This window comes from Sphingorhabdus sp. (genome assembly GCF_044357595.1).
Classification (GTDB): Bacteria; Pseudomonadota; Alphaproteobacteria; order Sphingomonadales; family Sphingomonadaceae; genus Sphingorhabdus_B.
In genome coordinates, this window is the sequence record NZ_JBIKPH010000065.1 from 1 (window position 1) to 13220 (window position 13220).

The window sequence follows — 13220 nt, forward strand, 5'->3', positions numbered from 1 at the left end:
ACCTGATATTTGAACACGCCTTGCGTGTAGGGCAGACCCATCGCGGAGATGTGGAAGCTATCTTCGCCTGCCTCAATCGCAGCGGCGTTGGCGAGGAGGAAGGGTATGTAGATGTCGCCGACCTGTTTCAGCCAAGCGGTGATGATCGGCGCAAAGGGCACATCGGCGCCTGCGATCTCTATATCCCATTGCCCGTCGATTCCGGACATATCGTCAATATGGAGCAGCCAGCGGAAACTATAGGGAAAGTCTTTGCGCATCATCGCCTGCGCAGTGGGATCAACGCCCAGCTGCGACAATTGGCCATACATTCCGAATTCCGCAATGCTCGGCCGAGAACCGAACAGGCAGTGATGATCCACCACATGCGCCTCAAGCGCACCGAGCAACGCGCGCGTTGAGGCTTCAATCAGTGGGAAGTTTTCAGCCGCGCAACCGACAATCGCCATGCGGCCAACCTGCCGCGCGCGGAACTGTTCGGCATAGCCCTGGCTTGCGGCCAGCCCGCCACCCTTCATCGCGTCAAAAGCGAGCCAGCGGCTCATCTGGATCTGGTCTACCTCCTCCAGCCAGCGATAACCGAACATTGCCTTTGTCACCCATTCGTCAGCAAAATCCTCAATCAGATGCGCGATAAAGGCGCGCGCCGGATCGGGCGGGATAACTGATCGTTCGGTATGCCGCGCCTCCAGATCATAAATGAGCGGCGTCGAATCATTGTGGAATGTTCCATCGGGATATTCCATTACAGGAATAACAGGTGCCTTGACCTTGCTCAACGCGTCACGCGAGTCCGTGCCGTGCGCCCACATATGCGGGATACGACGATAACGCATCAGCGCGCGCATCTTCATCGAATAGGGTGAACCCAGTGCTCCGTTGAGTGTGTACATTGTGGGTGGTTCCTTCCGGTATGGCCAACGTCAATTTGTAATGGACTATATTGACATTATCAATGCCAATATATTGGCTAAGAAGCATGTTGATCTGGGCGAACAAACCCGCCGTTTCTGTCGCCATCGTTGCCATGACCTACGACAGCGTCAAGTGCATTTTATAATTTGACATAATGTCATATTTGATAATATGTTCATATCATGAAAATCAAAATTGATAGCCTGTTAGGGAGCAAGCGAGAGCGAACCCGCGACCAGCTGCTTGTGTCCGCACAATCGCTATTGATGAGCGAAGGCGCGGCAGCGCTCGGCCTGCGTCAGATTACCACCCATGCCGGAATGGTGCATGCCAGCTTCTATAATTATTATCCGGATGTGGCTGCGTTGATTGGCGATCTGGGAGAATTGCTCGGTGCTACCCATGCTGCGGCGATGGCGATGCCCGGCGATGATCATGACAACCCGGCCGTGCGCTTCGCACGAATTACGCGTCAGACTTTGCGTATTGTGTTGGAGCAGCAAGGCTTTGGCCGGCTGATGTTTGACATTGGCTTGCCGACTGATCGGTTGGCGGCCGAGTTACGGTTGCGATTGAAGATGGACATTGAAGAGGGTGTCGCGGATGGTCTCTTCACGGTGGCTGACGCAGATCTTGCTACCGCGATAGTCGCGGGAGCAATCACAGGGCTAGCACTTGATCTGCATCGGGGCGTCTTGTGTTCTGCTAAAATTGACACTGCAACCACCCAGCTTCTGACATATTTGGGTCTGAATGCAGCGGAAGCGGAGCGGTTGGCGCATGCGGCCTTTGACTCTCCGCCCACACTTGAATTGCCAATGCGCTGGCTGGCTCTGCCACCAGTGCTGCAACGACAAACAGGAGACATTCGATGAAGCGCACAGCAGGCCGAGGCGTTGTGATCGACAAGGGCACGCCCGATTTTGTCACGGCGCTGCTCGGTACCAGCTTCAACGCGCAAGACCCCGGCCGCCGTCCTGATCAGATTGTGCAAGCCAATGATGTGGAAGAGGTTATCGGTGCGGTGAAGCGCGCACGTGATGAAGGCCTCGCAATCGGCATTTGTTCGGGCGGACACAGTTGGGCGCAGAACCATATTCGTGATGGCGGGATGTTGGTTGACCTTTCGCGGCTTAACAGCATTGCGATCAACGCGGGGCAGGGCACGGCAGTGATCGGCCCTGGCTGCCTGGCCGGTGAACTCAATGCTGCCCTTGTTAAGCATAAGCTCTTTTTCCCTGTGGCACATGCCTACACTGTCGGTATGGGCGGCTTCCTCCTGCAAGGCGGTTTTGGTTGGAGCAGCAGGGCTTGCGGGGTGGCGTGCCAGAGCGTCATTGGCATCGATGTTGTTCTCGCGGACGGCACATTGGTCCATGCAAGTGAAACGGAAAACGCAGAGCTTCTCTGGGCTGCGCGCGGGGCTGGACCTGGCTTTTTCGGTATCGTGGTCCGCTTTCACCTGAGGCTTCAACCGCGCCCCAAATTCGTTGGTATGAAGGCCCAAGTATTTCGGATCCGCCATCTCGAAGCCGTGATGGCGTGGGCGGATAGGGCAGGGCCAGATGTGGCGCCGTTTGTCGAATTCCAGCTCGTTTTCGATCGCAAGGCCATGGGGATATTTGCGCACGGCATACAAGTTCTGGCGCCCGTGCTGGCCAGTAGCTGGCGCGAGGCACGCGCCGCGGTGGACTTCATCGACAAAAGCCCGATCCGCAAGCTTGCCAGCTTTACGCTGCCATTGTTGCCGGTCTCGCTGGACATGATGATGAAGGGCGGCGAAAGGACCCTGTTTTTGCCCAATACCCGCTGGACGGCAGACAGCATGTGGATGAACATGCCGATTGATCCATTGCTACCGGCCTTGCGGCACATCGCCGATACGCAACCGGCTTCCCCCAGTCATGCGCTTTGGCTCAACTGGAACGGACCGGCGGAACGCCCAGACATGGCATTTTCGCTTGAGGCGCGCTCCTATCTTGCGCTCTATGGCGGGCTGCGCGGCAAGACGGCGACACCCGCCGACGAAAGCTGGGCAACCGACCATATGCAAGCCTTGCAAGCACACAGTGTGGGCATTCAGCTTGCTGATGAAAATCTGGGACGCAGGCCGATGCCGTTCATGGCGCCTGCCAATCTGAAACGGCTGGACGCCCTGCGCGCCAAATTTGATCCCGAAGGCAGATTTAATCCATATATGGGGCGTGTATTATGAAAAGCAGTAAACCGATTTCCGGACGCTATTTGGGCTATCGTGACGCAGATCGCGCCACGCCTTATGCCCGCTTCTTCAACCCTGAGCTTGCCCCATTGGCTTCGCATGTGTGCGCCGCGCTGGACCGGGGTGGCGTTCCGATTGATCTTCTACCCGGGATCGACGGTGCAGCAGAGAATCTTTTTGGCGATACAGCGGTGCTGGAAGACGGCTGGGTGCTCACACAAGACGGCGGCATGCGTGTGAGTGTGCGCACCGACATGCCCGGCGTCACACCGGCAATGGTGGATTGGTGGTTCGGTTGGCACGGCGATGCGCCCGCCAAGTACAAGTTGTGGCATCCTCAAGCGCATGTCCATGTTGGTTGGCGCGAAACGCCGCCTGCCGGCACCAGCGGCCGCGCGCTCTATGTTGGGCAGACGTCAATCGTCGACGAATATATCGGTAGCGATCTGATACGCGGCGCTATCAGCTTCGTGCCGCCGGCCAGTTTTGGTTTTACCGACCCGAGGCTGGATGATGACCAACAGGCGACAATCGTTTGTGCGCGCCTCGGCCTTGGGGATGCGCCTATCGATATTGGCTATTTGGCCCACCATGTCCGTGCGGTCCCAGGCGGCAGTGAAATGCGATCGCGCTTCTGGATGGGCGGTGCCCATGTCAGCGGACGCAACCTCGTCGGCAGCTTGGCTGCCGCCGTTGCCAAGCGCGTGCTGCGGCTTACAGAGAGCGATGCGCGCGCCCTGCTGGTCCACTGCGGGCAGGAAATGCCGCATCTGGCAGCGTTTCTGCCTGCTTTGCACGCTGAATTTGCCGATAACGGTCCAGCAGGTACCAGCAACACAAGAATGGCCAGTTAAGGTAAAGACATGCGCATCATCACTGTAACCGCTATCGCGCTAATATTGACTGCAGCGGTAGCGGTTTTCGTCGGATTTCGACCACAAGCGGTACAGGTGCCGCCACGACCAGCCCCGTCAACGCCGCTGCGCGCGACAATTGCCATCGCGCCCTCGGATCAGGCGCTCACTTTTGCGCGTTCTGGTGAAGGTGCCAACGCACAGACAATTGTGGTCACCCGATATCAAAACGGGGTCGTAACCGGTGTTGACTTGGCACCCCTGCTGCAGCCCGGTGAGGATGCGATCGCTGTCTATAACCGTCTTGGGTATAACGCCATCGCTGCTTTCGTTGCCGGGGCAAGAACCAGCGTCAACCGTGATGTAGAAACCCTTGCCGTGCCAGTCGATTTGCGTTCCTTACACGCCGCTGCCGCCACAAACTATCCCGAACATGCCGATGAAGCCAAGGTTAAAGATGGCCCATTCATGTTCGCCAAGGTCGCCCAGCCAACATCTTCACGTGCCGCGATCCCGGCAAGCAGCGGCTTGTTAGATTATGAAGTTGAGCTTTGCTTGGTAACACTCAAGCCATTGTCGGCCAAAGCTAGCGCCAAAGGTGGCCTGATCCTGTGCAACGATGTTACCGATCGCGCGGCGCTATTGCGCGGGGCCGACATAAACGACGTTGCCTCGGGTAAGGGTTTTACAGATGGTAAGAGCGGCGCCGGATTTCTTCCGGTAGGCGACCTCTTCGTCGTGCCACGAAACATTGAGTCCTTTGTGGAGCCCTTGGAACTGCACTTGTCCCTCAATGGCGAACAAAGGCAGCGGGCGCGCGTGATCAATTGGATTTGGGACCTTGACCGCTTGCTCCTCGAAACGGCCAAGCGGCGGGGTGTTAGCTGGATTTGGCGTGAAGGCCGCGCGCAATTGCCGATCAACAATGACGGTATCTTACCAGATCGTAGTTTGGTCCTTGCAGGGACGCCGGCCGGGACGGTTTTCCAAGGTCCGGGTCCTGCTACTTTCGTGCGCGGCGCGTATGACTGGGTAACGCATTTCGGCAAGGTGAGCATAATCAAGGCAATCGTTGAGCGGACAATCACTGATGATCGCGCCTCTGGCGGCTATCTGAAATCAGGCGATGTCGTGACTATCCGCGCTGATCAACTGGGTACGCTCGAGAACCGCGTCGAATAGAGCGGGCTTTCATTGGACACGCCATGCGTGCTTGCGCCCGGCACGTGCGATGGCGTTGTCGACATCATCACCAAGATAGCCAACATTCGAATGACCTTGTGAAATCTGGATAGCCCAAAAACTACCCGTGGCATTGTAGGTTAGCGGATCCTTTGTCCATGATGCGGCGCTCGTTTGAGTAAAGGTCTTATTTACCGTTAATCTCGATCATGATTTCATTTCTGCGCATGAACGGAAGCGTCCAAGGCGCATTATAATATGCGTACTGGGGCGGATTGGCAGCAACCAGGCTGCGTTCTGACATGAAGGCGCGTAACAGTGTTTCTTGCTTGTCGAGCGAAACCTGGCCAGCGAAGCCTGAGAAGCGGATCACGGCAAAACGCGTCGCTGGCACTTCAAGCAATGCGACTTGCGGGTTAACCGGCTTAGGTAGCGTTTTAATCGTGTATTTTGAAGGCATTACAAAGCGCACATTCCAAGATGTGCCTTTGGCTTGCTGTATAACCGGCGCCGTCATAGCAATTTTTTCGCTCGACTGTTGGATTACCGGCGCCGTCATCGCGACTTTTGTAGACGATAGATTGTTGCCAAAGATATAATCCGCAATAATACGGAAACCACGTTGGATAGCTTGGTCACGCTCCCCTTCCACCGTTGCCTCCGCCACAATTGTCGGACCATATTCGCGGATCTCTAGATTGCCGCTTTTGCTGGGCACCGTATAATTAGGTGTTTCGACATTACTTGCCACCGCACTCCACGTGATTGTCCCCAAACCGGCAAGTCCTGTAACAGCAAGAAAAATCCATCTTTTGCGCATTATGTCGGCCTTTCAAGAACGGTATTGGAGGGTAACACTAAGCTTGAACGAGAGCAAACTTCAACAAACGCAAGATTTCCCGCGCATTTGATTAGGTAGGGATGAAATTCCAATGTTCACCGTTGGCTAAACTATCTCAACAGTTAAACGGCCATTTTTCATTGCAAAAACACGTAAAAATGAACTTACAATGCAACATGTCGATTGCGATGCCGCCCGGGCGAGGCAGGGGCGGGTAGTGTTCGTGCCTCACGGCGACGCAAAGAACCCCACTCGACCGCCAGCATTTTACGACGAGACCTATGCGTTTTTGGCTACGTGCGGCATTCCCGAGATATGACGGCGCTGTGTCGCGTTTAATTACGCGCGCGTTCCATCTGATATCTATGTGATGCCTAGCGCCACCATATTGACAATGGCAAAACCAGAAAATTAGGTTAACCCATTGAAATATATGGTGAGCCCTGCTGGGTTCGAACCAGCGACCTACTGATTAAAAGTTAGAATTTCCTATAAGCTTTACAATATGATATTAGGTAGTGTATTACAAGTGTGTATTACTTAATTTACATATTTTCAGTGAGATAGCACGATGGCTTCGCAGCAATCACGTCATTCGCTTGATGGTCCCGTTACTACGATACGGCGTGGCGTTGCTATCTACAAAAAGCTCTCAAGTCCGTTTTGGTACGCAAGAGTGTGGGATGCACGTGCGAAGCGAAATATCGTTAGGTCAACGAAAGAGACTGGAAAGATCAAAGCAAGGCAGTTTGCTGAAGATCTTGCGATTGAGATTCTTGGTGGGAAACCACAAATAGCAAAAGAGTACACATTCAAGCACTTTGCTTTGCGACTAATCACTATCAGTCGCACAATGGTTGAGCTTGGACAGCGTAATGCGAATTACGTGAACACCATCGTCACATTCTTGGACAATAAAGAGTGGGGTTTGCAAAAGCAGTTTCAGCATCGTGATGTGCGAGAGCTGCGAACGAAGGACTATGCTGACTTTCTAGACAAGCTTGCCAAAGACCGTCCAGATTTGTCTGATTCAACTCGTAATATGATGACTGCGACATTTCGCAACGTGCTGAAGGTCGCAGTACGTGAGGGCGTAATTGATGCAGTTCCAGCGACTCCACGTGATCGTCAGCGTGACAATCCACGAGCGTTTCTGCCGTTCTATCCACTCGTCAGTCGTAAAGACTGCGCATACACGAGGGTTCGCAACGTTGTGCGCACACTTACGAAAGAGCATCGTGAGTTCATCACGAAAGCTGAAAAGAGTGGAAGTGCAAAATCAATCTACAGCGAGCAAAAACTGCGTATTGTTCCCATCACGAGTGAGCTTGGCGATCTTATCGTCTTTGCTGTGAACACATTCGTTCGTCCCACTACCAGCGAGCTTTATGCACTAAAGCACCAAGACATCACCATCGCTGAAAACCCACGACGTTTGCTCGTCACAGTGAGACGTGGGAAAACGGGCTTTAGGTTGGCGACTTCAATGGAAAACGCTGTGGATGTCTACAAGCGCATTTGCGCACGTAATCCAGATGCTCAGCCAAGCGACTATCTGTTCTTTCCATCATATCAGAACCGCAGCACTGTGCGAGATATCGTGCAGCGTCAGTTTGGTGTGGCGCTGCAAAGAGCAAATGTCGTCAATGATCCTATCGCTGGACTCAAATATTCAGTTTACTCACTGAGACACACAGCGATCTGTATGCGCATCATTCTTGGGGGTGGTAACGTTGATATCTACACGTTGGCAAAAAATGCTGGAACAAGCGTAGATCAGATTGAACGCTTCTATGCCAAGCACTTACCCATCAGCGCAGAGCTTGCTCGTAACCTTCAGCACTTTGAACGTGAGTTGAAGAAGGAGCTGGAGGTGGATGTTTTGGCAGAGGGCGATAGCGAGCGCAGTCTTGTTACACCGAGAAAACCCAAACTTAAAAGTTTGAAGTAAGCTCAATCAGTGCTGAGGCTGTGTTGTCGGTTTAACCGACAACAGTGAGATACTGTGTCAAACCTAGTAACTTGATGTGCTTGGCTCAACCACACATTGAAAAGAGTCTGGTGCAAGACACTTTGCTGTGTCGTGTAAACCGACAATGCTACTCAGACCAGTTCAAGCTCAACTGCTTGCTCGTTAATTAGCTCGTGACAGCGTTCGCTAAGGCTCAAAAATTGCTGACCTACGTGGCGATGGGGTGAAGACGTAATAATCTGCTCTCCAGCTTTCTGAAGTCTGCTTGCACAGATTGCTAACACGCCCATGCTTGGTTCTGCCTTCTTCATACGAAGCGTTCGTAAATAGCATTCGCTATGAGCAAGCCATAATTCTGAGTATTCTGACTCAGTAGAAACTATTCCTTTTGATTTTAGTAAATCAAAGGCTTCCATTATAAGTTTTTTTCGCAATTTATTCTCCGTTGATAAATACTGAGAGTGAACATGTTTTTGAAAAACATGCTCTTCTGAATATATTTATCAACGAGGTTTAATTGAGTTACATTTTTAACGTCAAAAAAGGTTGGTCTGATTGGGCATTGTCTGAAGACTGGAACATCTACGGCACTCTCAATTTCTCAGTGCAGCACAAGCCAACATTCGCTGAAGCGCAACGTAGATGGGCGTTGTTCTGGAACGTTGTGGATCGGCTTTGTTATGGGAAAGGCAACGGTGCTCAGCGAAGAATATCACGCTTTGTATACGCCCACAAAGGCAGCAATGGTGATAATGCACACATACATTTTCTCGCTAAAGTTGATGGTGACGTGCGAGAGTTCTGCATTCTGCTAAATGCACTGTGGGCAAGCATGGAGCATGTTGGTGGAGCAATAGCTGATCAGAACGAGATACTGCCTGTGTTCAACATACAGAAGGTATCAGCATATCTGATGCACGAAGATCACGGCTACGAGATGAATGGCTTCTGCGAAAAGCTTACGCATCTGCCCAAAGACGCAGCAACTATGCGTCAAAATGCAGCGAACTTGCTGAGGTCAGCTGCCAATCGCTTTCAGCATCTCAATGATGCAGCGATTGCTTTTGATAAGCACGTTGAACGTGCAGAGCAGCGATATAACAGGCGCAATGCAAACTAACTGACGGCAATGCTGTGGTGAAATGATGCGTCTTTTGGAGATGACGATGTGCTGAGTGAATTCAGCGCATGTCATTATAATACCCAAAATAATGATGATCAGTTTCTCATTAACAAAACACTGGAAGTTAATGAAAAACGCTAAGGCTATTGGAAACCAAAACATTGTCGCATGGAGGAAATCGGTTTTCCTAACTACATGATTAATATATATTTCTCTCATCAGAAAAGTTAATGAGAGATTGGTAAAATGGCAAAAGCAAAGGTTCTTACTAAAGACGAAATCAAACGAGTGATGCGTATTGCTGACACAGCGAATAACGGTCTGCGTGACCGTGTCGCACTGTCTCTCAGCATATTGGCTGGGATGCGTATTGGAGAAATTGCTGCTCTGACAATCGGTGATGTGCGTGGGATTGATGGAAAAGCTGTGGAAGTCATCAATCTCAGCAAGCATCAAACGAAGGGCAATCGCTCGCGGCGTGTATTCATCTCAGAAGAGCTGCGTAAAATCCTAAACCAATATCTCGCTCAAATTAGCCAACTTGAAGATAGCAAAGCATTCATTCGTAGCGGTCGAACTATGGGGCACTTTAGTAACATCAGTCTCAGTCTGCGCTTCAAAGCAATCTACGCAGCCGCTGGTATCAAAACGAGCAGTCATTCTGGAAGGCGCACATTTGCTACTAGATTGAACGCAGCTGGCATTGGGATGGCTACAATTCAGCAAGCTATGGGTCACGCTAATATTGCTACTACAGCTGGATATTGCTGGGTTAGCGATGAGCAGTTGGCAAATGCTGTCAATGTGATTTGAGCACAGACGCATAACTTTGATCAGCGGTGATGGGACATATCTGTTTCTGCATAAACAAAAATCAGCCTCACACTCGTGAGGCTGATAAGTTTGTCTGGGTCTAGTTGGCGAATGCTAGTCAAGCGGCTTGGGGGCGATGATCCAGCCCTTGTGAAAGTTCTTTATCATTGATTTGCCGCAATACTTGCAACGAGAAGTCACCCCATTTGAATTCACTTTGGCGTAACCTTTCGACCGCTGGTGCTTTCCGAAAGTGCAAAAAAACAGTCTGCGAATAACCCAAACCAAGACCTTGACCTCTCGCAAAGCATCAACATCTCCGCCTTCAACTGTTACAATAAAATTATAAATCTCTGTTATTGATAGTGTATTATACTATATTTTCTAAATATTGTAATGCACTATCATTTTCTTGAATCTCAATATGGAGTTGAAAAAATTCACTCTTGGGAGAGCGTATGATTGACGAATTAACGAAAATATTAAATTTTCAGAGATCAACCAATATAAAATGTTTACATAATGAATTGCGTATTATCAAAGAAATATTGGAAAATGGACCAATAGCTTCATTAGAATTGATGAATAAAACGGGTAGATCTATTTCTAGTCATAATAATGATTTAAAAAGACTTTTAGATATTGGAGCTTTAGAGATAAAAACATCAGAAGTTGATAAAAGAAAAAGAATATACGATATATCAGAAAGTTTAAGAGTGACATTTTTAGTGAATAAAATTGATGAAATCAGATCCAACGGCAACCGTTGAGCGACAGCCGTCAAGCTGATCATTATTCACGCCAATTATCGCTTCAGCTTCTGCTGACAACGCTACTAGAGGTTTTGCCCACTCGTCAAACTCATCATTCTCATCCCAGCGATTGACTGCATAGTAGTGAATTATTTCACCCTTCTCTGGTGTGAGTGCGCTTGTCTCAAGCCTTATAATCAACTCACGCTTTAAGCCACGAGTGCCAGCTTGAAACAGTTCCAACCCACCATCAATGTACAGTTCAAACAGACTGTCGTGCAGCCGCTTCTGGCTTTGGATTAGCTTGTCGTTCATCGTGCGATTGCCTGTGCAGCTTTGCGAAATGCGACCTCATCATTCTGCGCCCCATAGACATACCCACGCAATGCTCGTTGCTGATCTGCAAGCGTTGGCTCAGCTTGACGAATTCCCTGCTGAATTGAAGAAACAGCCTTAGAACGGTCCTCAGTGTCATTCTGACTATTTTGAGTATCAGTGCTGCTTGGCTTGGGTTTCTGAGTCTGAGCTGTCTTCTGTGGAGTTGGCTTAGGTGGTTTGGACTTTCGTGAACGGCACTGTTTAGCAAGTGCATCATTTCTGCTCACCAAAACTGTCACCAATTGCGATGCAATGCCCATTAAAAGTTCAATGTCAGCCTTGATCTCTTTGCTCTCAATCTCAGCTGCCAACTTGGGCAGTAGCAAGACTGCTCGTTTAATCTGCTCTCGTGCGTTCATTTGTACACTCCATTACGAGTGTATTTATCACGCTGTGACGCATCGTCGTTACAACGATTCTCACCTAATCAATCACTTACGGTTTGTGTATTACTGTGTATTACTTTTTTCACAAACAATGAGAGAGTGCCGAAACACTCTCAAATTATTGATTTAATTGAAATATATGGTGAGCCCTGCTGGGTTCGAACCAGCGACCTACTGATTAAAAGTCAGTTGCTCTACCGACTGAGCTAAGGGCCCCCGACCTGAACCGAACAGGGTTCAAAGGAGAGCGCTTCCCCTAGTGGCGGTGGGGTGACTGGTCAAGCGCCTTTGGTCGGTTAAATCGCGATTGCAGGTGACGAATGGTTAAGCCTGTCATCGGGTCGCGCCAATCGGGGGCTACCATTGCGGCAGGCGTAAGGACAAAACCGCGCGAACGAAGGCCGGGATGCGGGATAGAGAGCGCTGGATTGCTATCGGCCCACATGCCGCCAGACCATAAGAGAATATCGAGATCCAGCACGCGTGCACGCCAGCTTTGGCCGCGCCGTACGCGCCCGAAATGGCTCTCGATGTCGTGCAAGCGGGCAAGCAGTGCAGGGGGAGCAAGCTGCGACGCGATCACCGCTGCCGCGTTGGCAAAGCGGCGCGATGAAGGCCCCATCGGGCTTGATTGGATAGTGGCTGAATGTGCGAACACATCGATATCGTCCATCTCCAGCGCGGCAATCGCGTGCGGGATGATGTGATTTGGTGTGCCAATGACGGGATGTGGCTGATTTGAACCTATCCCAATGAGATACAGATACGACAGATCAAATATCCTGGGCAAGGCGGGTGTATAACGCTGGCCTGCGGTCGCGGAAGAAGCCCATGCTGGCACGATGCGCGCGGGCTTGGTCTAGGTCAAAGGTCGAGACTAATATGCCGGTTTCGGCATCATCAAGGTCGCATACCACATCCCCCCATTCATTGGCGATGAAGCTGGTGCCGTAGAATTTTTGCGCCGTCTGACCATGGTCGTCTTCGTTGCCGACCCTGTTGGCCGCAATTACGGGCATACAGTTTGACACCGCATGGCCAACCATTGCGCGCCGCCACATATGCCGTGTGTCCAAGGTCGCATCCTGCGGCTCGGCACCTATGGCTGTAGGGTAGAATAACAGCTCAGCGCCCATCAGGGCCATTGCGCGCGCGCATTCGGGGTACCATTGGTCCCAGCAGATGCCGACTCCAATAGTTGTACCGAACACGTCCCAGACCTTAAACCCAGTATTGCCGGGACGAAAATAATATTTCTCCTGATAGCCAGGGCCGTCTGGAATATGGCTTTTACGATAAACGCCCATGATGTCGCCATTGGGGTCAATCATCGCAACACTGTTGTAGAAATGCGCCCCATCGCGTTCAAAGAAGCTTGTGGGGATTGCAACATTAAGCCGCTTAGCAAGTTTTGCCATCGCCTTGACGGCGGGATGCTCCAAGACGGGGTGCGCCAGCGCAAAATGCTTTTCCTCCTGCGTTTTGCAGAAATAGGGGCCGGAAAATAGTTCGGGCGGCAGGATGATTTGCGCACCCAGGTCTGACGCCTGCGACACAAGGTCACTGACGGCATCAATGTTTTCGGCTTCGCTTGCCGCTATGGGCAGTTGCAACGCGGCGACGGTGATATCTCTGGTCATGCCGCGTCTATAGCCGCACCCCGAAACGTGCCGCAATCATGATTGTCGCCAGATACAGTATAATTGCGGGCGCAATTTCCCAGTACAAGCATCAGTTGCGCTTTTTAAACAGCAAAGTCATGCGATCGGATTCGCCAATTGCT

15 protein-coding genes and 1 tRNA gene are annotated in these 13220 nt (G+C 51.1%); 8 read left to right on the forward strand and 8 right to left on the reverse strand.

The genetic code is table 11. From position 1 onward, the window contains the following. The coding region (locus ACIQ2T_RS07845) for a glutathione S-transferase N-terminal domain-containing protein (RefSeq protein WP_397590326.1) at nucleotides 1–893 on the reverse strand (893 nt) is incomplete at its 3' end. Nucleotides 894–1097: 204 nt separating this feature from the next. Between ACIQ2T_RS07845 and ACIQ2T_RS07850 the strand changes: the two genes are divergently transcribed. From ACIQ2T_RS07850 to ACIQ2T_RS07865, 4 genes are read left to right on the forward strand one after another with little or no spacing between them, the layout of a single operon-like run. Then, nucleotides 1098–1790, forward strand: a complete 693-nt coding sequence (locus ACIQ2T_RS07850) for a TetR/AcrR family transcriptional regulator (RefSeq protein ID WP_397590327.1) — start codon at nucleotides 1098–1100, stop codon at nucleotides 1788–1790. Then, on the forward strand, nucleotides 1787–3130 hold the full coding sequence (locus tag ACIQ2T_RS07855; protein WP_397590328.1) for an FAD-binding oxidoreductase: 1344 nt from the start codon (nucleotides 1787–1789) through the stop codon (nucleotides 3128–3130). Before ACIQ2T_RS07850 ends, ACIQ2T_RS07855 begins: the two co-directional genes overlap by 4 nt. Then, nucleotides 3127–3990 carry a DAPG hydrolase family protein gene (locus tag ACIQ2T_RS07860; RefSeq protein WP_397590329.1) on the forward strand — a complete coding sequence of 288 codons (864 nt, stop codon included), beginning with the start codon at nucleotides 3127–3129 and terminating at the stop codon, nucleotides 3988–3990. The genes ACIQ2T_RS07855 and ACIQ2T_RS07860 overlap by 4 nt, the downstream gene beginning before the upstream one ends. Nucleotides 3991–3999: 9 nt before the next feature. Continuing rightward, nucleotides 4000–5172, forward strand: coding sequence for a fumarylacetoacetate hydrolase family protein (locus ACIQ2T_RS07865; protein WP_397590330.1), 1173 nt, complete (start codon nucleotides 4000–4002; stop codon nucleotides 5170–5172). Between the two features lie 187 nt (nucleotides 5173–5359). On the opposite strand, the gene ACIQ2T_RS07870 is transcribed toward ACIQ2T_RS07865, so the two are convergent. Continuing rightward, complete coding sequence (locus ACIQ2T_RS07870) at nucleotides 5360–5992, reverse strand: SOUL family heme-binding protein (RefSeq protein ID WP_397590331.1); 633 nt, start codon at nucleotides 5990–5992, stop codon at nucleotides 5360–5362. 592 nt (nucleotides 5993–6584) lie between these two features. On the opposite strand from ACIQ2T_RS07870, the gene ACIQ2T_RS07875 reads away from it, so the two are divergent. Further along, a complete protein-coding gene (locus ACIQ2T_RS07875) occupies nucleotides 6585–7964 on the forward strand; it encodes a hypothetical protein (protein ID WP_397590332.1) in 1380 nt (459 codons plus the stop codon). Between the two features lie 152 nt (nucleotides 7965–8116). Here ACIQ2T_RS07875 and ACIQ2T_RS07880 read toward each other — a convergent pair whose 3' ends face one another. Beyond that, complete coding sequence (locus tag ACIQ2T_RS07880) at nucleotides 8117–8419, reverse strand: DUF6626 family protein (RefSeq protein ID WP_397590333.1); 303 nt, start codon at nucleotides 8417–8419, stop codon at nucleotides 8117–8119. Nucleotides 8420–8502: 83 nt separating this feature from the next. Here ACIQ2T_RS07880 and ACIQ2T_RS07885 point away from each other — a divergent pair, with 83 nt between their 5' ends. From ACIQ2T_RS07885 to ACIQ2T_RS07895, 3 genes are all read left to right on the forward strand, one after another. Beyond that, the gene (locus ACIQ2T_RS07885; RefSeq protein WP_397590334.1) at nucleotides 8503–9105 is read left to right on the forward strand and encodes a hypothetical protein; all 603 of its coding nucleotides are present in this window, start codon (nucleotides 8503–8505) and stop codon (nucleotides 9103–9105) included. A gap of 249 nt (nucleotides 9106–9354) precedes the next feature. Continuing rightward, on the forward strand, nucleotides 9355–9921 hold the full coding sequence (locus tag ACIQ2T_RS07890; RefSeq protein WP_397590335.1) for a tyrosine-type recombinase/integrase: 567 nt from the start codon (nucleotides 9355–9357) through the stop codon (nucleotides 9919–9921). Nucleotides 9922–10379: 458 nt separating this feature from the next. Beyond that, a complete protein-coding gene (locus tag ACIQ2T_RS07895) occupies nucleotides 10380–10691 on the forward strand; it encodes a hypothetical protein (RefSeq protein WP_397590336.1) in 312 nt (103 codons plus the stop codon). Here ACIQ2T_RS07895 and ACIQ2T_RS07900 read toward each other — a convergent pair. The 5 genes from ACIQ2T_RS07900 to aguB all read right to left on the reverse strand — a co-directional run bounded on the left by ACIQ2T_RS07900 (nucleotide 10647) and on the right by aguB (nucleotide 13077). After that, nucleotides 10647–10988, reverse strand: coding sequence for a hypothetical protein (locus ACIQ2T_RS07900; RefSeq protein WP_397590337.1), 342 nt, complete (start codon nucleotides 10986–10988; stop codon nucleotides 10647–10649). The two genes, ACIQ2T_RS07895 and ACIQ2T_RS07900, sit on opposite strands and share 45 nt — an antisense overlap. Beyond that, complete coding sequence (locus tag ACIQ2T_RS07905) at nucleotides 10985–11410, reverse strand: hypothetical protein (protein WP_397590338.1); 426 nt, start codon at nucleotides 11408–11410, stop codon at nucleotides 10985–10987. Before ACIQ2T_RS07905 ends, ACIQ2T_RS07900 begins: the two co-directional genes overlap by 4 nt. Before the next feature lie 167 nt (nucleotides 11411–11577). After that, a tRNA-Lys gene (locus ACIQ2T_RS07910) sits at nucleotides 11578–11653 on the reverse strand. Nucleotides 11654–11693: 40 nt separating this feature from the next. After that, the gene (folK, locus tag ACIQ2T_RS07915; protein WP_397590339.1) at nucleotides 11694–12227 is read right to left on the reverse strand and encodes a 2-amino-4-hydroxy-6-hydroxymethyldihydropteridine diphosphokinase; all 534 of its coding nucleotides are present in this window, start codon (nucleotides 12225–12227) and stop codon (nucleotides 11694–11696) included. After that, nucleotides 12211–13077: an N-carbamoylputrescine amidase gene (gene aguB / locus ACIQ2T_RS07920; protein WP_397590340.1), complete on the reverse strand. Its 867-nt coding sequence runs from the start codon at nucleotides 13075–13077 to the stop codon at nucleotides 12211–12213. Before aguB ends, folK begins: the two co-directional genes overlap by 17 nt. Nucleotides 13078–13220 lie beyond the last annotated feature (143 nt).

What these genes read in the sequence shown, in the direction of transcription:
- ACIQ2T_RS07850 (WP_397590327.1), top strand. Translation starts at nt 1,098, where the DNA reads ATGAAAATCAAAATTGATAGCCTGTTAGGGAGCAAGCGAGAGCGAACC.
- ACIQ2T_RS07855 (WP_397590328.1), top strand. Translation starts at nt 1,787, where the DNA reads ATGAAGCGCACAGCAGGCCGAGGCGTTGTGATCGACAAGGGCACGCCC.
- ACIQ2T_RS07860 (WP_397590329.1), top strand. Translation starts at nt 3,127, where the DNA reads ATGAAAAGCAGTAAACCGATTTCCGGACGCTATTTGGGCTATCGTGAC.
- ACIQ2T_RS07865 (WP_397590330.1), top strand. Translation starts at nt 4,000, where the DNA reads ATGCGCATCATCACTGTAACCGCTATCGCGCTAATATTGACTGCAGCG.
- ACIQ2T_RS07870 (WP_397590331.1), bottom strand. Translation starts at nt 5,992, where the DNA reads ATGCGCAAAAGATGGATTTTTCTTGCTGTTACAGGACTTGCCGGTTTG.
- ACIQ2T_RS07875 (WP_397590332.1), top strand. Translation starts at nt 6,585, where the DNA reads ATGGCTTCGCAGCAATCACGTCATTCGCTTGATGGTCCCGTTACTACG.
- ACIQ2T_RS07890 (WP_397590335.1), top strand. Translation starts at nt 9,355, where the DNA reads ATGGCAAAAGCAAAGGTTCTTACTAAAGACGAAATCAAACGAGTGATG.
- ACIQ2T_RS07895 (WP_397590336.1), top strand. Translation starts at nt 10,380, where the DNA reads ATGATTGACGAATTAACGAAAATATTAAATTTTCAGAGATCAACCAAT.
- ACIQ2T_RS07900 (WP_397590337.1), bottom strand. Translation starts at nt 10,988, where the DNA reads ATGAACGACAAGCTAATCCAAAGCCAGAAGCGGCTGCACGACAGTCTG.
- ACIQ2T_RS07905 (WP_397590338.1), bottom strand. Translation starts at nt 11,410, where the DNA reads ATGAACGCACGAGAGCAGATTAAACGAGCAGTCTTGCTACTGCCCAAG.
- aguB (WP_397590340.1), bottom strand. Translation starts at nt 13,077, where the DNA reads ATGACCAGAGATATCACCGTCGCCGCGTTGCAACTGCCCATAGCGGCA.